Genomic DNA, 20,057 nt, shown 5'->3' with positions numbered 1-20,057 from the left:
TGGCGGGTCAGCGGAGGTTGTCAGCTGAGTGTGTGACGATGACCTTGCCGGCTTTGGCTTTACCGCTCTCGACGTAGGCGAGGGCGTCGAGAGTCTGGTCGAAGCCGAAGGTGGTGTCGATGACGGGCCGTAGATGTCCCGCGTCGTACAACTCGGCAAGCTTGCGGAGCTGTGCGCCGCTGGCGTGCATGAAGAAGAACCCGTAGCGCACGCCCAGCTTCTTGGCTGCCCTGCGGACCTTGAGGCTCAGGAGCGACAGCACGAATTCGAACGGCTTCGGTGCGCCGAGCTGTCGGGCGAAGCCGGCGTCGGGCGGGCCGGCGACACCGATCACCACGCCTCCGGGCTTGAGCACGGTCAGCGACTTCGCCAGATTTTCTCCGCCCAGGGAGTCCACCACGACGTCGTATCCGGACAGGATCTCGGCGAAATCCTGCGTGCGGTAATCGATGACGACGTCGGCTCCGAGGTCGCGGACCAGTTGCGCTCTGGCACCGCTGACAGTGGTCGCCACGTGTGCGCCGAGATGCTTGGCCAGTTGGATGACGGTTGATCCCAGTCCTCCGGCACCGGCGTGGATCAGGATTTTCTGCCCGGGTTCGATGTGCGCCACATCGACCAGGATCTGCCAGGCGGCCAGCGCAACCAGAGGAACCGCGGCCGCCTCCTGCAGCGACAAGGCAGTCGGCTTGTGCGCAACGTCGTCCTGATCGATGGCGATGTACTCGGCGAAGGTCCCGATGCGGAGGTCGCGGGGACGTGCGTACACTTCATCGCCGACGGCGAAATCAGTTACCTCGGGACCGATCTCGGTGACCACACCGGCAACGTCATGGCCGAGCACGAAGGGCGGCTTGTACTTCAGGAGTTGTTTGAACTCACCGTTGCGGACCATGCTGTCCAGTGGATTGATGCTCGCGGCAACCACTTTGACGAGAACGTCTCGACGTCCGGCCTTGGGCTCGGGCACCTCGGCGGCGCGGATCCCGTCCTTGCCGTACCGGTTCACGACGAATGCCTTCATGAGATCTCCCCTTCGAGGAGCAGTTGCGCGTTGAGGATTCCGGACCGGAGTACGCCGTCGGACATGTCACGGTCGGAGACCGCCCGTGCGATCTGCATGGTGGCGACCAGGGTGGTGATCAGTCCCAGCGCGGTGGTGCGCGCGGCGGACGGGTCCTCTGGCGCCAGGGCGGCCGCGATCACATCGATGATGGACTGCATCCCCTGGGTGTAGGCATCGCGGACCGCATCACCGCACCGGCCGATCTCGTCGAGCAGCGCAGCGTTGGGGCAGCCAGTGCTGGGGTCGTCGCGATGCTGCGGCGACAGGTACCCGCGCACGAACTGCTCCAGGGCCGCCCTGCCCTGGGGTAACGCGGCGAGGACGGCGCGCTGGGCTTCCAGTTGTTCGGCCACCACGTGGGCGACGAGGTCGTCCTTCGACTCGAAGTGGGCGTAGAACGCACCATTGGTCAGCCCCGCATCGGTCATCAGCGCGGCGATACCGGAGCCGTCGATGCCGTCGCGCTTCAGACGTCGGCCCGCGGCCTCCAGGATCCGCTGCCGGGTGTGGGCTTTGTGCTTTGTGTCGTACCTCGCCACTGTCGACCTCCCGATTCGCTTGACCAACCATAGCAGTTATCTTACAGTCATAATATTACAGTCGTACGCCAATAGTTCTCGAGGACGGACCGCTCCATGCCTTCACCGCACGATCCACTGCCGCTGCCCTGCGGGCAGGTCCTCCCGAACCGGCTGATGAAGGCCGCAATGAGTGAAGCGCTCTCCGATGCTGCGCACACACCGGATGCACGCCTGGAGCGGCTCTACCGCACGTGGAGTCGAGGCGGATACGGGTTGCTGATCACCGGCAACGTGATGGTCGACCGCACCCAGCTGGGCGAACCCGGCAACGTGGTGATCGAGGACGACCGCGACTCAGAGGCTCTCAGCCGGTGGGCAAAGTCCGCCCACGACGGCGGTGTGCCAATCTGGGTTCAGCTCAATCACCCAGGGCGGCAATCGAACCCGCTGGCGCTGGGCCACATTCCGGTCGCCCCGAGCGCGGTGCCGATGAGCCTGCCCGGTTCACCCACGCCGCGCGAGCTGACCTCGGCCGAGATCGTGGACATCATCGAGCGGTTCGTCACGGCGGCCGTGGTCTGCGAGACAGCCGGGTTCGACGGCGTTCAGATCCACGCCGCGCACGGCTACCTGGTCACGCAGTTCCTGTCACCGCTGACAAACCTGCGCACTGACGAGTGGGGCGGCGACCCGCGACGACGGATGCGATTCCTCCTCGAGATCGTCCGTCGCATCCGCGCCCGGGTATCACCTGCCTTCGCACTCAGCGTGAAGCTCAACTCCGCGGACTTTCAGCGCGGCGGATTCAGCGAGGAGGAATCACGCGACGTGGTCGCGGCCCTGGCCGGAGAAGGCCTCGACCTGATCGAGATCAGCGGCGGCAACTATGAGTCACCGGCCATGTCGGGTTCGGCCGCCGCCAGCACCCGCGACCGCGAGGCGTACTTCCTCGACTACGCGCGCACCGTACGGCAGCTGGCCGGCGACGTGCCGCTGGCCGTGACCGGCGGGTTCCGCTCTGCCACGGCCATCGCAGACGCGCTGCGCGCCGGTGACTGCGACGTGGTGGGACTCGCCCGCCCGACGGTGACGACCCCCGACGCCGCGGCAGCTCTCCTGTCGGACCGCATCGGAGTGCTGCAGACCCGGGAGTTGCGTTACGGGATGCGCCGCGCGCTGGGCAGATTCGTCGACGTCAAGGCACTCGACGGGGTACTCAACATCAGCTGGAATACCGACCAGCTGCACCGCCTTGGCGCGGGCCACGAGCCGGACCTCAACCGAGGTCGCCTGGCCACGACGGTGGCCATGCTCCGGCGCAACGGCCGCTCATCCTTGCGTCCCAAGCGGGGCGTCCGGTGACACGTCAGTCCTACGACGTGGCCGGCAAGGTCGTCCTCATCACCGGTGGGACCGGTGGAATCGGCAGTGCCACCGCCCGCGAACTGCTCCGCCGGGGCGCCAAGGTGGCCATCGTCGACGTCGACCCCGACACACCAAGCATCGCCGCGCACATGTCGCCGCACTCGGCTTTCGGAGCGGTCGCGGACGTCCGGGTGCGATCCACACTCGACCACGCCGTCGCCGGCGTCGTCGAGCACTTTGGGCGGATCGACGTCGCCATCGCCAACGCCGGCATCCTTTCCCGCGCCGCCACCCTGCGCACCACACCGGCATCGTCGCTCGAGTCCGTGCTCGCGGTCAACGTCACCGGCGTCGTCAACACGATCCAGGCCGCCATGGATCAGGTCGTCACCCACCACGGCCAATTCGTCCTCATCAGTTCGGTGTTCGCGTTCCTCAACGGAATGGGAACCATCCCCTACGCGATGAGCAAGGCCGCCGTCGAACAACTCGGCCGCGGGCTGCGCATCGAACTCGCCGCGTATGGCGTGTCGACGACGGTCGCCTACTTCTCCCTCATCAACACCGACATGATCAGACACGGTGTGGACGGGGACCAGATCGTCGATGAACTCCTGGCGGCCCTGCCGCGGCCGTTGCTCAAGCGCCTCCAACCCGAGACGGCCGCAACGGCACTCGCCGACGGGCTCAGCCGCCGTTCCCCGCGCGTCATGGCACCGGGCAGATGGATAATACCCATCTCGGTGCTGCGTGGACTCGTCGCCCCGGCCCTGGATCCGCGCCTGGTCCGCAACCGTCGCACGCAGGCCGCACTGGCCGAACTCGACGCCCGAACACACACCGCACCCTGACAGAACGCACGAGAGGCACGACATGACCACCTGGAAAGACACGCCGAATCGCACCATCGAGGTCGACGGCGTTCCGTTCGCCTACCGCGAACTCGGTACCGGCTCAGACGTTCCGGTGGTGTTCCTGCACCATCTGACCGCAGTCCTCGACGACTGGGACCCGCGCGTGGTCGACGGCATCGCCGGCCACCACCGCGTCATCGCCTTCGACAACCGCGGAGTCGGGGGCAGTGGCGGATCGGTGCCACCCACCGTCGAGCAGATGGGCACCGACGCCATCGCGTTCATCCGCGCGCTGGGCCTCGACAAGGTTGATCTGTTCGGGTTCTCACTCGGCGGCGGTGTCGCTCAGATGGTGGCGCTACAAGCACCGGATCTCGTCCGTCGGATGATCCTGGCCGGCACCGGTCCTCGCGGTGGCGGCGGTATCGACAAGATGGCCACCATTGTCGGCGGCGCGTATGCCAAGGCAATACTGACTCGCAGCGACCCCCGAAACTTCCTGTTCTTTCCCCGTACTCCCGAGGGCAAAAAAGCCGCAGCCGACTACTTCGGCCGACTCGAGGAACGCAGCCGCCACCGGGACAAGAAGATCTCCATCCAGGCCGGCGTCGCCCAGGTCAAGGCCATCCGGCACGCCGGCCGGAGCAAGCCTGACGATCTCTCGGTCATCACCGCACCCGTCTTCGTCGCCAATGGCGACCACGACCTCATGGTCGACAGCGCCCATTCCGCCGATATGGCACGCCGACTTCCCAACGCCCAGTTGAAGATCTATCCCAACTCAGGACACGGCGGAGTGTTCCAACACCACGAAGAGTTCGTGCCCGAAGCACTGCAATTCCTCGCCAACTGAGCATCCCCACCCACCAGGAGACACCGTGACCACCACTTCGTACAGTGCCGCACCGGCACGCACCGTGACCGCCGGCGGGGTCACCTACGCCTACCGGGAACTTGGACCCAAAGGTGGCATCCCCGTCGTCTTCCTCACCCACCTCGCCGCCACACTCGACAACTGGGATCCGCGCGTCATCGACCCGATCGCCCGCACACACCACGTCATCACCGTCGACAACCGCGGAGTCGGAGCCTCCACCGGCACGGTCCCCGACACCATCGAGTCGATGGCCGACGACGCCTACACCTTCATCACCGCGCTTGGTTTCACTGCCGTCGACATCCTGTCCTTCTCCCTCGGCGGGATGGTCGCCCAGGCACTGGTGCTCAAACACCCCGAACTGGTTCGCAAGCTCATCCTGGCCGGGACCGGTCCGGCAGGAGGCAAGGGAATCGACAAGGTAGCCGGCACAACCTATTTCGACACACTGAGAGCCACCCTGACCGGCAAGGATCCCAAGGAGTTCCTCTTCTTCAACCGCGACGACATCGGCAAACGAGCCGCCCGCGCTTTCGTCCGACGTCTCGAGGAACGCACCCACGACAGGGACGCAAAGATCAGTGTGAAGGCCTTCCGAACCCAACTGAAGGCCATCAAACGCTGGGGGCGGGCCACCCCCGCCGACCTGTCGAGCATCCGCCAGCCCACCCTCATCGTCAACGGCGACAACGATCGCATGGTGCCGTCGGTGCTCTCCGAGGACATGCACCGCCGAATCGCCGGATCCACACTCGTCATCTACCCCAACTCCGGGCACGGCGGAATCTTCCAGTACCACCAGGAATTCACCGCCGAAGCGCTTGCCTTCCTGGCGTGACTGCTTCTTTCGTCCCGTCCATCAACCAACACCACCACCAGGAGCCTGAAGTGACCGACCTCAAGGGCCAGACCGTCCTCGTCACCGGAGCCAACCGCGGTATGGGCCGCGAGTACATCACCCAACTGCTCGATGAGCGCGGCGTGGCCAAGGTGTACGCGACCGCGCGCAATCCGGAGACCATCAACATCACCGATGCCCGCGTCGTCCCACTGCGCCTGGACGTCACCGACGCCGCATCCGTCGCCGCGGTATCCGACGCAACCCCCGACGTCGGGGTGCTGATCAACAACGCCGGCCTCCTGCGCGGCGCCTCGGTACTCTCGGCCGACACCACCGCCTTGCGAGAAGAGTTGGAGACCAACCTGTTCGGGCCGCTGGCGATGGCGTCGGCGTTCGCCGACCGGATCGCCGACCGCAACGGCGCGATCGTCAACGTCTCCTCGGTGCTGGCCTGGTGGCCGGTCGGCGCCAGCTACGGCGTCACGAAGGCCGCGTTGTGGAGCGCCACCGATTCCATGCGCCTCGAACTGGCGTCCCGCGGTGTGCAGGTGATGGGCGTCTACGTGGGGTTGGTCGACACCGACATGGCGTCCTTCGCCGGCGACAGCCCCAAATCCTCACCGGTGGAGGTGGTGCGTCAGGTACTCGACGGCCTGGAGTCAGGCGCCGAGGAGGTGCTCGCCGACGAGATGACCCGCCAGGTCCGCGCCCAGCTCGGCACACTGATCCACGATCGCTGATCCGCGCCGGCAGTTGATCGACATCTCATCGGCCGCGACGGCCCGGCTGGGACGACAACAGTGGGCCGAGCTGAGCACCCTCACGTTTAACGCAAACGAAACCCGGCCAACAGCGCCGTAACGCGCCCCGCTCCTAACGTTCGGTGTGATCACACATCACGAACGCTGAAGGAGCGCGGTGCATCCTCATCCGATTCAGGTGGCGACGGTGGGCGACGAGGTCTACCGCCGGCTGCGCGCTGCCATCACCGCGGGCACCGTCGCGCCGGGCACCAAGATCTCCATCCGATCGCTGGCCAACGCGTTCTCGGTCAGCACCATGCCGGTGCGAGAAGCATTGCGCCGCTTGGAATCCGACGGACTGGTCGTCTTCGGCCGCCGCGTCATCACGGTCAGCAACATGTCCGCCGAGCAGGTCACCCAGGTGTTCCGCATCCGCCTGCAACTCGAGACCCTGGCCAGCGAATGGGCCATCGCCCAAGTCACCGACGACGACGTCGCCGACCTGCGCGACATCCTGGCCAAAATGGACCGCGACGACATCGGCGTCGACGAATGGCGTTCCCTCAACCAGGATTTCCACCGCCGCTTCTACGACTGCGCCCGCAGTCCCGACCTGCTGGACCTGATCGGCCGGGTCTGGGACAAGGTCGAGCCCTTCATGGCGATCTACGCCTCCACCGTCGAAGACTTCACCGAGGCGCACCGCCAGCACCTGGAGATCCTCGACGCCATCGCCGCCCGCGACACCTACACGCTGCTGCTCAAAACCGCCGAACACTCCGACTACACCTCGCGGACCGTCACGGCCGCCCTCTCCCAGAAGGACCAATCATGAACGACGAGTACGAATCCGTTCCCGTCCCGGCCGCCGCCCGCCGGTCGCTGTTCTCGGTGGCCAGCGTGTGGGCCGGTTTCCCGATGATCATCACCGCGGCCGTCACCGGCGCCACCCTGGTGCACGGACTCGGTTTCGGGGGCGGGATGGCCGCCATCGGGCTCGGCAACCTGTTGCTGTTCCTCTACGTCGGCACCCTGAGCATGCTGGCCGCCCGCACCGGGCGGAACTTCTCCCTGCAAGCCAGCGAGACCTTCGGCCGCACCGGCTACGTGGTGTGCTCCGGGCTGCTGTCCACCCTGGTGCTCGGCTGGTTCGCCGTGCAGACCGGCCTGGTGGGCGAGAGTGTGGCCGGCGCGTTCGAGGTGAACAAGACGGTGATCGTGCTGATCGCCGGGGTGTTGTTCACACTGTTCACGCTGCTGGGCATCCGCGCGCTGTCGCTGATCGGGCAGATCTCGGTGCCGCTGTTCCTGATCCTGGGGATCGTCGCCGCGGTGCGCGCCGCCGGCGACAGCTCGGTGGACATCCTGGGCTACGCCGGTGACCCGTCGATGGGCCTGGCCCTCGGCGTGGGAGTGACGCTGGTGTTCGCCCTGTTCGCCGACTCCGGCACCATGACAGCGGATTTCACGCGGTGGGCGCGCACACCGCGCGATGCCTGGATCGCGACGGCCGCCGCCTTCCCGGTCGGCAACGGTATCGCCATGGTGATCGGCGGGTTCATCGCCGCAGCCGCCGGCGGCTCCGGTGATGTCTTCAGCATCCTGGCCGAGGGCGGCGGCGTGCTGGCCGTGATCGCCGTGCTGTTCCTGTTCATCAACCTCGGCTCGGTGTGCACCCACTGCCTCTACAACGCCGCCGTCGGCTGGTCGACCATCCTGGGCAGCCGGATGCGGATCCTCACCGCGGTCCTGGGCGTCATCGGCATCATCGCTGCGACAGCGGGGATCTGGGACTTCTTCATCAACTGGCTCAACCTGCTCGGCATCATCGTCCCGCCGATCGGCGCCATCCTCATCGTCGACCAGCTACTGGCGCGGCGCACCGTCACCGGCGCGACCCCTGCCTTCCGGTGGCAGCCGTTCCTGGCGTGGGCCATCGGGTCCGGCGCCGCCCTGCTGGTCGACAAGCAGGCACCCCAGTTGAGCACCGTCGTCGTCGGCCTCATCACCGCCGGAGTGGCCATCGTCGTGCTCAACCGCCTCACCACCGACACCGCATCGTCTGCACCCGTCACCGAAGGAGCCCTGCGATGAGCTTCGACGAACTCACCATCACCGACCTGCACAACGGATTTCGTTCCGGCACCATCACCGCCGTCGCCGTCACGCAGTGGTACCTCGACCGGATCGCCGAATCGCAGCTCAACGCCGTCGTCTCGGTCAACCCCCACGCACTGGCCGAGGCCACCGCGGCCGACGAACGTTTCGCCGCCAACGGCGTCACCGGTCCGCTGCACGGCGTGCCCGTGCTCGTCAAGGACCAGGCCGAAACTGCAGGCATCCCCACCAGTTTCGGCTCCCAGCTGTTCGCCGGTTACCTGCCCGAGCAGGACGCCACCGTGGTGCAACGACTGCGTGCCGCCGGCGCGGTGATCCTGGCCAAGACCACCATGTGTGATTTCGCCGCCGGCTGGTTCTCGTCCTCGTCGCGCACCGGGCACACCTCCAATGCCTATGCACTGGACCGTGATTCGGGTGGCTCCAGCGCCGGAACCGGATCCGGAGTGGCCGCCAACCTCGGATTGGTGGGCGTCGGTGAGGACACCGGCGGTTCGATCCGCATCCCGGCGTCGTTCAACAACCTGTTCGGGTTGCGGGTCACCACCGGCCTGATCAGCCGCGCCGGCTTCTCTCCGCTGGTGCACTTCCAGGACACCCCGGGGCCCATGGCACGCACCGTCGCCGATCTGGCCTCGCTGCTGGAAGCCATGGTGGGGTACGACGCCAAGGATCCGTTCACCGCCGTGGCCGCCACGGCGCCACGTCGGCCCTATGCCGAGGCGGTGGCCGCATCGGAGGCGACATTGCCGATGCGCGTCGGCATCCTCGAATCCGGCTTCGGCGCCGACGACGACCCGCGCAGCGCCCCCGTCAACGCCGTGGTGCGGGCGGCGATCGACCAGCTCGCCGGCCTGGGTGCCCAGCTGGTGCCCGGGCTGGAGATCGCCGACCTCGACGAGGCCATCGCCGAGACGTCGGTGTACGTCAAACAGTCCAAGGCCGACGTCACCGCGTTTCTGGCCGGCCGCGACGGCCCGGTGCAGTCGTACGAGCAGATCTACTCCCAAGGCGCCTTCCACCCGGAGAACGACCTGTTCCACGGCATCATCACCGGCCCGGACGACCCCGACTCCGACCCCGAGAATCTGCGACTTCGGCTCAACCAGCAGCACTTTCAGCGCCGCGTCCTGACCATGTTCGCCGACGGCGACCTGGATGTCATCGTGTACCCGACCGTCCAGGTGGTCCCGCCCACCCATGACGAACTGGCCGCCGGCCTGTACACCGCGCTGACCTTCCCGACCAACACCGTGATCGCCTCACAAGCCGGTCTGCCGGCCATCAGCATCCCGGTGGGCTTCACCCCCGACGGGCTGCCGGTCGGACTCGAGGTCCTGGGCACGCCGTTCTCGGAGGAGGTGCTGCTGCTGTTGGCCGCGACCTGGGAGAAAGCCGCCAGTCCCCGTCGCGCACCGGAAGTCGCGCATGCCTGAGCGGCGTCTGGACCTCAATGCCGATCTGGGTGAGAGCTACGGCTGGTACCGCTTCGGGGTGGACACCGAGCTGATGGGACTGATCACGTCGGCCAACGTCGCCTGCGGGTTCCACGCCGGGGACTCCAAGACCATGCGCGTGACGGTCGATCTGGCGGTCTCCCACGGTGTGCGCATCGGTGCCCACATGGGGCTGCCCGACCGATTGGGTTTCGGGCGCAGGGAAATCGAGATCTCCGGCGCCGACGCCTACGACTACTCCCTGCACCAGATCGGCGCGTTGAACGCATTCGTGCGCCGCAGCGGTGCGGCGCTGCATCACATCAAACCGCATGGCGCGCTGTACATGATGGCCTCGCGCGATCCGGAGATCGCCGACGGGATCGCCCGGGCCGCGTCCGAACACACCCCCGGGGTGGCGATGTATGCCCTGCCCGGGTCCGCTCTGGCGAAAGCGGCCGGCAGCTACGGGCTTCCGGTGGTGGGCGAGTTCTTCGCCGATCGGCCCTACACCGACGGGCAGGTGGTGATGTTCGGCTGGACCCTTGAGCAGATCGGTTCGCCGGATGATGCCGCGGCCCGCGTACGTGCGGTGCTCGACGACACCGAAATCGGCACGGTGTGTGTCCACACCGACACCCCGGGTGCGGTGGCCATGCTGTCGGCCGTACGCGACATGCTGTCGACGGCCGGGGTCGCGGTGGCCGCACCGTAGTGTCGACCTCCGACTGAGGCACTGCCGGTGAATCGTGGGGCAGCGAACGTGCGAAAACTGCGCGGATGTCCCGGCGTGTTGTGTGCAGACACGCGCGCTCGCGCCAGTTTTGGGGGGTGGCGACCGGGGTCAGCGGGAGAGCCAGCGGCCGATCCCCACCGGGTCGGCGATGTGGTCGGGCGTCACCCGGCGCAACGCAGAGTTCACCGCGACGGGGGCTTCACAGCTGGCCGGGTCCTGCAGTACCACCCGTCCCCCGGCCGCCTGCACCGCCGCACACCCGGCGGCCCCGTCCTCGTTGGCACAGGACAGCAGCACAGCGGTCACCGAATCGGACAGCCCGGCCGCACTGGAGAACGTCACGTCCAACGACGGCCGTGAGTGGGCCACCGGCGGATCCAACGTCAGATGAGCCCGCACACCAGGCGCGGTGTCATAGTGCGTCACCGGTGTCTGCGGTTGGTGTGCCAGGGTCCGATTGCGGCCCAGGAGCAGGTGATAACCGGCCGGTGCCACGGTCACCGTGCCCGGGGGACACTGCCACGGGCTGTTGTCGGGTTCGTGTGTCGGGATTGAGGTGTAACTCTGCAGGACCTGCGCCAGCGGGGACGGCTCCGGCGAACGATGCAGCACCACACACAGCACCCGGTCACCGATGTCCACCAGCGTCTGGAACACCCCCTGCAGCGCCTTCATACCGCCCGCGCTGCCCCCGATGACGATCAGGTCAGGGCCGGACATGCCGGCCCTGATCGGTGACGTAGATGCCCTGACGCCGATCCAGCGCGGTGAACAGTTTCCTGCCGTCGGCGGTCAGACTCTCGCGCGGCCCGATGACGAGATTGCCGAAAGGAGCCAGGCTTTCGCGGAAGACGACCTCGGCCCGGTGCTGCAGCGTCTCCTCGAAGTAGATGAAGACGTTGCGGCACATGATCAGATTGAACTCACCGAAGGTGCTGTCGGTCGCGAGATTGTGGGAGAAGAACTCCAGCCGCGCCCGCAGATCCGGGCTGAGGATGCACCGATCATATTTGGCGACATACCAATCCGAGAATGGCCGCTGCCCGCCGCTGGCCTGATAATTACGGGTGGCCCGCACCATGGCGTCGGCCGGGTAGATGGCCGACGTCGCGACCCGCAGGGATTCGGTGTCGATGTCGGTGGCGTAGATGGTGGCCCGGTTCAACAAACCCGCTTCGTCGAGCAGGATCGCGACGGAATACGCCTCTTCCCCGGTGGCGCAACCTGCGATCCAGATCCGGATCCGCGGATAGGTGGCCAGCCTGGGCAGCACCTCCGAGCGCAGCGCGGCGAACACCGAAGGGTCGCGGAACATCTCGGTGACGTTCACCGTCATGGTCGCCAACAGCGCGCCCAGCAGATCGGGGTCGCGCAGCACCCGCCCCTGGGCCTCGGAGATGGTGCCCAGCGAATACCGGTCCACGAACGCCCGCAGCCTCCTGTTGCGGGAGGCGTCACTGTAATGGCGGAAGTCGTACCCGAAGTGTTCGAACACCGTGTAGAAGAACGCTTCTGCTTCGATCCGGGTCAGCTCCCGGGACGGAGCCGACTCGGACTTCGCAGACCTGCCCGCGGGCCCGCCCGTCAGTTCTCCGGCGATGTCCGCCGCCCCTTCGGCCGACTGGCCAGCCACACCCGTAACACCGAGGTCAGCTGGTCCATGTCAACGGGTTTGGTGACGTAATCCGATGCGCCCGCATCCAGACACTTCTGCCGGTCACCCTTCATGGCCTTCGCGGTGAGCGCCACGATGGGAAGGTTACGCCAGCGCGAATCGGCCCGGATCCGGCGCATCGCTTCGTAACCGTCCATCACGGGCATCATGATGTCCATCAGAACCAGCCCGATCTCCGGGTGGGCGGCCAGGGTGTCCAACCCCGCTTGCCCGTTGCGCGCCGGCAGCACCGTGATGCCGTAGCGCTTCAATGCGCTGCCCAGGGAGAAGACATTGCGGACATCGTCGTCGACGAGCAGAACGGTGTTGCCCTCGAGGGATTCGTCGATACGCCGCGGGTTCGACAGGATCTCGCGGGCCGAAACCGGCATGTCATTGGCGACGCGGTGCAGGAACAGTGCGGTTTCGTCCAGCAGCCGCTCCGGCGATTTCGCGTTCTTCAACACGATGGCAGCAGCCAGGTTCTCCAGCCGCTCGGTTTCGGCCGAGGTCAGCTCCCGGCCCGTGTGCACGATGACGGGCAGACTCTTCTGCTTGAGCTGATCTTTGATCCGCTCGATGAGGTCGATGCCGTCGATATCCGGCAGCCCGAGATCGAGCACCAGGCAGTCATACGAGGTCGCGCCGGCCAGTTCGTCGAGCACCTGCTGGCCGGTGCCGACGCAGGTGATGGCGATGTCATCACTTTCGATCATGTGCCTGACGACCTGGCGCTGATTCGCGTCGTCCTCGGCGACCAGGACATGCCGCGGCCCCGGCTTCAGGAAATCGGCGGTGGAGCTGAACATCGAACGCAGATCGGCGACCTCGGCCGGTTTGTGCAAGGTCTGGATGGCACCCATCCGGCGTCCGCGACCGTCGTCCTCGGATCCAGACACGACGTTGACCGGTATGTGACGGGTGGCGAGATCGTGTTTGAGGACGTCGAGCACCACCCACCCCGCCATGTCCGGCAGGCCGATGTCCAACGTGATCGCCGCGGGCTGTTTCTCCTTGGCCAGTCCCAACGCCATTCGTCCGCTGGGCGTGATCACCGAATCGAACCCGGCCTCCGTCGCCAGTTCCGCCAGCATGCGCGCGAAGGTCGGGTCGTCCTCGACGATCAGCAGGACGGGCTTGGTCCCCTGTGGCCACGCGACGGCCGAGGTGTCGACATCGCCGAAGCGCGTTGTGGATTCGTCGTCGGCGGCCGGCTCGGCGACCGGTGCCTGCGGCGCCGGCGGGGGCACTGCGCGCTCCACCGGGCCGACCGGCGCGGCCCCGACAGGCAGGTGGCAGGTGAACGTCGACCCCTGTCCGAGGGCGCTGCGCAGCGAGATGTCGCCGCCGAGATGGCGGGCCAGCTCACGGCTGATGGCCAATCCCAGACCGGTGCCGCCGTACTGCCGCGTTGAACCCCGCCCGGCCTGCTGGAAGGACTCGAAGATCAGATTGTGGTCCTTCTCGTCGATACCGATTCCGGTGTCGGTGACCGCAAGTGAGAGATACCGGCCGCCCTGATCACCGATCGCATCCATGACGCCGGTGAGCTCCACGGTCACCGAACCCGCCTCGGTGAACTTGATCGCGTTCGCCACCAGGTTCTTCGCGATCTGTTTCACCCGGGTGTAGTCACTGGTGAACTGCCGCGGCGCCGAGTCGTCGGCCGCCACGCGGAAGGCCACCCCCTTCGACTCGGCGATGGGACGGAACGTGCGGTCCAGGAAGCTGACCAGCTCGGCGACGTCGATCGATTCGCTCTCCAGGTACAACGACCCGGACTCGACCTTGGCCAGGTCCAGCACCTCGTCGATGAGATTGAGCAGGTCCTTGCCCGATTGCTGGATGGTCTCGGCGAATTCGTGTTGCTTGTCCGACAACGGCTCGTCCGATTCGGTCAGCAGGCCGGCCAGGATCAGGATGCTGTTCAACGGTGTTCGCAACTCGTGCGACATGTTCGCCAGGAACTCGGACTTGTAGCGCGAGGAGACCGCCAGCTCCTCCGCCTTGGCCTCCAACGACACGCTGAGGCGCTGCAACTCCTCGTTCTTCTGCTCCAGTGCATGCGCCTGCGACTCGAGCCGTTCCGAGCTGGCCCGCAGCTCCTCCTGCTGTGAGCGCAGTTCCTCGGTGGTCTCCTCCAGCTCGGCGTTCTGCGAGGAGAGCAGGTCTTCCCGTTGCGTCAGTTGCTCGTTGGCGGCGCGGAGCTCTTCTTCCTGGGTCTGCAACTCCTCGGTCTGCGCCTGGGAGATCCGCAACAACTCCCGGGTGCTGCGCGCCGACTCGATGGCGGCCAGTGCCACGCCGGTCCCCAGGGCGATGCTCTCCAACAACTCGACGTCGTCCTCGGAGAACAACCGCAGCCCAGCCAGTTCCAGGACACCGAGCACCTCGGTCTCGAACTTGATGGGGATCAGGATCAGCGATATCGGCGCGGTCTTGCCCAGGCCTGAGACGATCTCGACGTAGTCACCGGGCGCACCGGTCACCTCGATCCTGGTTCCCTCCAACGCGCATTGTCCGACCAGTCCCTCCCCCAGTCCGTAGGAGGTCGGCAGCCCCTTGCGGCGGTGGAAGGCGTACGACGCCGTGAGCGCGAACCGGCCGGGGTCGTCGGCCTGACGCAGATAGAGGGCACCGTGTTTGGCGTCGAGCGCCTGCGCGGTGCGTGACACGATGATGGTGCCGGCGGCGGCCTGGTCCTGTACGCCCTGCACCTCCGTCATCAGTTCGGCCTGAATTTCCTTGGAGCGCCGCGCCTTTTCGCTCACGTTCGCCGAATCCGTGACCGTGCGGTGGATGTTTCGGCTGGTCACGAACATCAGCGCCCCGAGCACGGCGACGATGACGCTGGCGAAGGTCCACAGGATGGTCCGGCCGGTCCTTATCGCCTGTCCGGCCGCCTCGCTGGCCTGGTCGGCGGCCCTCACCTTCTGGTCCTCGATCTGGCGGAGCTGGCTCGCCAGCAGATCGGTCTGATCATCGGACTGGCCCAACGCCACGGCGGCGTCGCCCGTCCGCGTGAAGAGTTCCAGCTCGGCCCGGTAATCCTCTTGGAACGCGTCCCATGTCGCCAGCGCCTGCTGGTACTGCAGGCGGCTGTCGCCGTCACCCTCCTCGTCGGCATTCCGCTGGAGTTCGGTCTCGATGGTGTTGTCGAGCTCGTCGAGAGCGTTGGTGAGCTCGGTTTGTTGGGCCGGGTCTTTGGTGACGAGCAACCGGTTGTAGGTGGCCAGGAAGGTCTGCACATCACGGCCCACATCGATCGCGGTGATCTGCTCGCTCCTGGCCGCAGCCCGTTGCTCGTAGAGCCCGGAAATCCGGTTGGTCTGGATGGTGAACAGGATGTTGGCCAGGATGACCGCCGCGACGGCGGACCCGCACAGAATCGCCAGACGTTTCGCAAGCGTCATGCCGGCGTCACCGTCCGGCTCTCGGCGTACGCGGCCAGATCCCCCGACTCGATGGGGTGCGAGTAGAGAAAGCCTTGGTGCAGAACGCATCCCGCGTTCAACAGCCAGTCGGCCTGTTCCTGCATCTCGACTCCCTCGGCGATCAGGTCGACTTCCATACATGCCGCCACGGCGATCTGACTGCGCACCAACCGCTGTGCGCGATCGTTGTGGTGGACTTCGGCGATGAACGAGCGATCGATCTTCAGCCAATCCGCGGGCACGTACATCAGATTCGTCATGCTGGCATGCTCGACACCGAAATCGTCGATGGCCAGACTGAATCCGATGTCGCGGGCGTGGCGCAAGGCGGCGTGAGCGGGAGCCGGATCGCCGTTGAACGCCCGCTCGGTCAGTTCCAGGCACACACTGTCCGGCGCTATGCCGCTCTGTTGCTGCGCATCCACCAGATGGTCGAGGAACGAGCTCTCGAGCAATTGGTCCGGAGACAGATTCACGTGCAACTTCAACCCACGTTGCCCGAGGGACGCGAAATCGCCGAAACTGCGCGAGACGATCCACCGGCCGAGCGGCCCCACCTGCCCGGTGGCCTCTGCCAGCGCGATGATCTCGCCGGCGGGGATCTCTTCGCCTCTGACCTGCCACCGGACCAGCGCCTCGAGTCCGAACAGCGCGCCCGTGGCGTAGTTCACGATCGGTTGGTAGACCATCCGGAAGTCCGATCGCGCAATGGCATCGGACACCTCGGCCCGCAGGTACGCCTTGCCCTGCTGCCGCGAGCCGATCGCGTCGGTGTAGAGGACACACTCCGCTGACCGGTTCTTCTTCGCTTCGAACATGGCCATATCGGCCTGGGTCAGCAACTCCTCGGCGGTGTGGGCGCTGATGCCCAGGCATGCGATGCCCATGCTGAGCGACGGACGCAGGGTGGCGTTCTTGCAGAAAACCGGTTGCGACTGAACCTGTTCCAGGATCCGGTTGCCCGACATGACGGCCGCCTCGGTCGAGGAGACTCCTTCCACGACGAGGATGAACTCGTCGCCGCCGACCCGGCAGACCAGGGTGTCGGTGCCGACCGCCGAGCGGAGCCGGGTGGCGACTTCCAGGAGCAGTTCGTCGCCGGTGTCATGGCCGTAGGTGTCGTTGACGAACTTGAAGCGGTTGACGTCGACATACAGCAGCGCGACCAGATCCTTGTCGGCCTCGTGCTGCCGGGTCAGCACCGCCAGTCGCTCATTGAGCTGGCGGCGGTTCGCGAGATCGGTCAGGGGATCATGGCTGGCGAGATGCCTGATCTCGGTCTGTGCGTGCTTGATCTCGGTCAGGTCGTGGACCACGACGGCCACCAGCAGGTCGACGGAGTCGCCGATCGGCGACAAGGTGATCATGACGTCGACGTCGCGCCCGTCCTGGGCGGCCAGCGCCATCTCCAGTGAGACCTCCTGGCGCGTCGCCAAGGTGGCGTCCAGGTGCTCCTCCAGCTTCTGCCGGTCCGAGTCCACCGCGAGCTCCACGATGGCGCGGCCCAGCAGCGCATCGGTATCCGTGCTGAACAAGGCGATGGCGGCCTTGTTGCAGCTGCGGATGACACCCGAGACGTCCACGGCCAGAATCGCGTCGCCGGTGGCCTGCATGACGGCGGCGTATTCGGCCTGCACCCGGTACAGGGTGGCATTGGAGATCGCCAGGGCCGCCGCCGCGGACGCGCCACGGAACAACGCGGCTTCGGTCTCGGTGAAGGCAGGGCCGTCGGGTCTGCCGACACAGACCACGCCGAAGCGCTGGCTGCGGGCGGTCAATTCCTCGACCATGACAGCTCCGTAGGACGCCGCAGACTGCACCTGGCCGGGCGTCGGGTCCACCATCAGAGCGTGCAGCAGTTCCGAGGTCCGGCCCGATTCGGTGTGCGAAACCGATTCATGCCACCCGTGATCCGGGGTCGGCAGGCGCAACACGCACTCGGCGTCGAACATCTGGCTCAGCTCGGTGACGATGGTGCGTTCCAGCGAAGGCAGGTCGATGCTGGCTTCGGCGAAGATGTTGGTCAGCCGTTCACGACGGCGAGTGACGGCCAGTTCCTCCCGTTGCCGGATCTCGGCGGAGCGGGCTGCCTTCAGCTGGTCTTCGTGCAGCGCCGCTGCCGCACGACGCAGCCGGGCGAAGGACTGGTCCAGCTCCAGCAAAGCCTTGACCTTCGCGAAGAGCACCTGCCGGGAGACCGGCTTGACCAGGAAGTCGACCGCGCCGAGGTCATAGCCCCGGTGCAGGTCGCCGTCCTCGGCCATTCCGGTGAGGAAGATGATGGGCGTGGAGGCCAGCTCCTCGGCATCCCTGATCAGCGCGGCCGTCTCGAACCCGTCCATGCCCGGCATGTTGATGTCCAAGACGATCACCGCCACCTGGCGCTGGAGCAGCACGGTCAGCGCTTCTTCACCGGAACCCGCCTGGGCGATCTCACAATTGAGCGGAGCGAGCACGGTGCACAGCAGGTCGCGGAGGCGTGCGTCGTCGTCGACTACGAGAATCACCTGTTGGTGGTCGGCCGACAGGGGCGCCGTCGCACCTTCCGACACCATCTCGGGGACACGCAAGCCGACTTCACCCGCCTTGGTCTGGTGCGAGCCATCCGACCCGCCACGTTTCGAGCCGCTGACGCAACACGGCGGCGTCGACTGCGAAGCAAATCATAGTTGGATTGCTCGGTTATGGCAGCAGACCTGGCGGGCAACTGCGTGCACCGCCATGGACGGCACAGCGTCCGCACCGAGTTGAATTCAAACCCGTGCTGACGAGCGCACGCTCTTGTACGGGCGAGCGCGGCGTGTCCTGTACAGACACGCGCGCTCGCGCTTGATGGGTGGGGGGCCCGGGGATTAGATCGGGATCAGGCCGTGCTTGCGCTGCACACGCTGGATCTGCTTGTCGCGCAACAACCGCATGGCACTGCGCAGCTTGAGCCGAGTTTCGTGCGGCTCGATCACCGCGTCGACGTAGCCACGCTCGGCCGCGATGTAGGGCGTCGCCAGATTCAGGTTGTAGCCCTCGATGAAGTCGGCCTTGATCTTCTGCACCTCGGGGGCGTTCGGATCGGGGAACCGCTTCACCAGCAACTGCGCCGCACCCTCGGCACCGATCACCGCGATCCGCGCCGTGGGCCACACGAAGTTCATGTCGGCGGTGAGCTGCTTGCTGCCCATCACCGCATACGCGCCGCCGTAGGACTTGCGAATGGTGATCGTCACCTTCGGCACGTCGGCCTCCACGACCGCGTACAGGAATCGCCCACCGCGCTTGATGATCCCGTTCTTCTCCTGCTGCACACCGGGCATGAAGCCCGGGGTGTCGACCACGAACACCAGCGGGATGTTGAACGAATCGCAGAACCGGACGAACCGGGCGGCCTTGTCGGATTCCTCGTTGTCGATGGCACCGGCGTTGTACATCGGCTGGTTGGCGATCACACCGACGGTGCGGCCGTCGACGCGGGCGTAGCCGGTGATGATCGCCTGGCCGGCTTGTGCTGCCACATCGAGGAATTCGCCGTCGTCGAAGATCCGGATCAGGATCTCGTGCATGTCGTAGCCCATGTTGTCGGCGTCCGGCACGATGGTGTCGAGCTCGAGGTCGTGCGGCGTGACCTCGGGTTCCAGACCCGGGTTGACGATCGGTTCGTCGTCGAAAGTGTTGCCGGGCAGGAAACTCAGGTAGTCGCGGACGTACTGGAACGCGGCCTTCTCGTCCTCGACCACCTGGTGGATGTTGCCGTAGCGCGCCTGGTTGTCGGCGCCGCCGAGTTCGTCGAGTGAGACGTCCTCACCGGTGACGTCCTTGATGACGTCGGGACCGGTGACGAACATGTAGCCCTGGTCGCGCACGGCGACGATGAGGTCGGTCTGGATGGGCGAATACACCGCTCCGCCAGCACATTTGCCGAGGATGATGGAGATCTGCGGCACCAGGCCACTGAGCAGTTCGTGCCGGCGGCCCAGCTCGGCGTACCACGCCAGCGACGTCGCGGCGTCCTGGATGCGGGCGCCGCCGGAGTCGTTGATGCCGATGATCGGGCAGCCCACCATGGCCACCCACTCCATCAACCGGGCGACCTTGCGGCCGAACATCTCCCCCACCGTGCCCTGGAACACCGTCTGGTCGTGGCTGAACACCCCGACCGGGCGGCCGTTGATGGTGGCGTGACCGGTCACCACACCGTCGCCGAACAGCGCGTTCGGATCACCCGGGGTCTTGGCCAGCGCGCCGATCTCGAAGAAGCTGCCCGGGTCCACCAGCGCGTGGATGCGGGCGCGGGCACTGGGGATGCCCTTCTTCTCCCGTTTGGCCACAGCCTTTTCGCCGCCGGGCTCCTTGGCGAGCTCCAGTTTCTCGCGCAGCTCGGCGAGCTTTTCGGCTGTCGTCGCAGCTGCTGATTTCACCGG

The 20,057-nt window shown here is 66.4% G+C and carries 16 protein-coding genes; 9 read left to right on the top strand and 7 right to left on the bottom strand.

Annotation, left to right across the window (positions count from 1 at the left end; genetic code table 11):
• Positions 1–7: 7 nt before the first annotated feature.
• Together AC3A6P_RS14325 and AC3A6P_RS14320 are read right to left on the bottom strand one after the other, a co-directional pair.
• The gene (locus AC3A6P_RS14325; RefSeq protein WP_487692238.1) at positions 8–1,024 is read right to left on the bottom strand and encodes an NADP-dependent oxidoreductase; all 1,017 of its coding nucleotides are present in this window, start codon (positions 1,022–1,024) and stop codon (positions 8–10) included.
• Positions 1,021–1,605 carry a TetR/AcrR family transcriptional regulator gene (locus tag AC3A6P_RS14320; protein WP_487692237.1) on the bottom strand — a complete coding sequence of 195 codons (585 nt, stop codon included), beginning with the start codon at positions 1,603–1,605 and terminating at the stop codon, positions 1,021–1,023. Before AC3A6P_RS14320 ends, AC3A6P_RS14325 begins: the two co-directional genes overlap by 4 nt.
• Before the next feature lie 96 nt (positions 1,606–1,701).
• On the opposite strand from AC3A6P_RS14320, the gene AC3A6P_RS14315 reads away from it, so the two are divergent.
• The 9 genes from AC3A6P_RS14315 (at position 1,702) to AC3A6P_RS14275 (ending at position 10,536) form a co-directional block, all read left to right on the top strand.
• The gene (locus AC3A6P_RS14315; protein ID WP_487692236.1) at positions 1,702–2,949 is read left to right on the top strand and encodes an NADH:flavin oxidoreductase/NADH oxidase family protein; all 1,248 of its coding nucleotides are present in this window, start codon (positions 1,702–1,704) and stop codon (positions 2,947–2,949) included.
• Positions 2,946–3,803, top strand: a complete 858-nt coding sequence (locus AC3A6P_RS14310; protein WP_487692235.1) for an SDR family NAD(P)-dependent oxidoreductase — start codon at positions 2,946–2,948, stop codon at positions 3,801–3,803. Before AC3A6P_RS14315 ends, AC3A6P_RS14310 begins: the two co-directional genes overlap by 4 nt.
• Before the next feature lie 22 nt (positions 3,804–3,825).
• A complete protein-coding gene (locus tag AC3A6P_RS14305) occupies positions 3,826–4,659 on the top strand; it encodes an alpha/beta fold hydrolase (RefSeq protein ID WP_487692234.1) in 834 nt (277 codons plus the stop codon).
• A 25-nt stretch (positions 4,660–4,684) separates the two neighbouring features.
• The gene (locus tag AC3A6P_RS14300) at positions 4,685–5,521 is read left to right on the top strand and encodes an alpha/beta fold hydrolase (RefSeq protein WP_487692233.1); all 837 of its coding nucleotides are present in this window, start codon (positions 4,685–4,687) and stop codon (positions 5,519–5,521) included.
• Between the two features lie 50 nt (positions 5,522–5,571).
• Positions 5,572–6,264 carry an SDR family oxidoreductase gene (locus AC3A6P_RS14295; protein WP_487692232.1) on the top strand — a complete coding sequence of 231 codons (693 nt, stop codon included), beginning with the start codon at positions 5,572–5,574 and terminating at the stop codon, positions 6,262–6,264.
• Between the two features lie 178 nt (positions 6,265–6,442).
• A complete protein-coding gene (locus tag AC3A6P_RS14290) occupies positions 6,443–7,102 on the top strand; it encodes a GntR family transcriptional regulator (RefSeq protein WP_487692231.1) in 660 nt (219 codons plus the stop codon).
• Complete coding sequence (locus tag AC3A6P_RS14285) at positions 7,099–8,361, top strand: cytosine permease (protein WP_487692230.1); 1,263 nt, start codon at positions 7,099–7,101, stop codon at positions 8,359–8,361. The genes AC3A6P_RS14290 and AC3A6P_RS14285 overlap by 4 nt, the downstream gene beginning before the upstream one ends.
• Positions 8,358–9,821, top strand: a complete 1,464-nt coding sequence (locus tag AC3A6P_RS14280; protein ID WP_487692229.1) for an amidase — start codon at positions 8,358–8,360, stop codon at positions 9,819–9,821. The genes AC3A6P_RS14285 and AC3A6P_RS14280 overlap by 4 nt, the downstream gene beginning before the upstream one ends.
• Positions 9,814–10,536 (top strand): 5-oxoprolinase subunit PxpA, encoded by a 723-nt coding sequence (locus AC3A6P_RS14275; RefSeq protein WP_487692228.1) that lies wholly within the window; start codon positions 9,814–9,816, stop codon positions 10,534–10,536. Before AC3A6P_RS14280 ends, AC3A6P_RS14275 begins: the two co-directional genes overlap by 8 nt.
• Before the next feature lie 129 nt (positions 10,537–10,665).
• On the opposite strand, the gene AC3A6P_RS14270 is transcribed toward AC3A6P_RS14275, so the two are convergent.
• The 5 genes from AC3A6P_RS14270 to AC3A6P_RS14250 form a co-directional block, all read right to left on the bottom strand.
• Positions 10,666–11,277 carry a chemotaxis protein CheB gene (locus AC3A6P_RS14270; protein ID WP_487692227.1) on the bottom strand — a complete coding sequence of 204 codons (612 nt, stop codon included), beginning with the start codon at positions 11,275–11,277 and terminating at the stop codon, positions 10,666–10,668.
• On the bottom strand, positions 11,264–12,190 hold the full coding sequence (locus AC3A6P_RS14265) for a CheR family methyltransferase (RefSeq protein WP_487692225.1): 927 nt from the start codon (positions 12,188–12,190) through the stop codon (positions 11,264–11,266). Before AC3A6P_RS14265 ends, AC3A6P_RS14270 begins: the two co-directional genes overlap by 14 nt.
• Positions 12,142–15,624 (bottom strand): response regulator, encoded by a 3,483-nt coding sequence (locus tag AC3A6P_RS14260; RefSeq protein ID WP_487692224.1) that lies wholly within the window; start codon positions 15,622–15,624, stop codon positions 12,142–12,144. The genes AC3A6P_RS14265 and AC3A6P_RS14260 overlap by 49 nt, the downstream gene beginning before the upstream one ends.
• A complete protein-coding gene (locus AC3A6P_RS14255) occupies positions 15,621–18,215 on the bottom strand; it encodes a two-component system response regulator (protein ID WP_487692223.1) in 2,595 nt (864 codons plus the stop codon). The genes AC3A6P_RS14260 and AC3A6P_RS14255 overlap by 4 nt, the downstream gene beginning before the upstream one ends.
• A 282-nt stretch (positions 18,216–18,497) precedes the next feature.
• Positions 18,498–20,054: an acyl-CoA carboxylase subunit beta gene (locus AC3A6P_RS14250; protein WP_487692352.1), complete on the bottom strand. Its 1,557-nt coding sequence runs from the start codon at positions 20,052–20,054 to the stop codon at positions 18,498–18,500.
• Positions 20,055–20,057 lie beyond the last annotated feature (3 nt).

It is taken from the genome of Mycobacterium sp. Soil_C_30, from assembly GCF_057656995.1.
The sequence above is the reverse complement of the archived record's forward strand: the minus strand, read 5'-3'. Positions and strand labels throughout refer to the sequence as shown.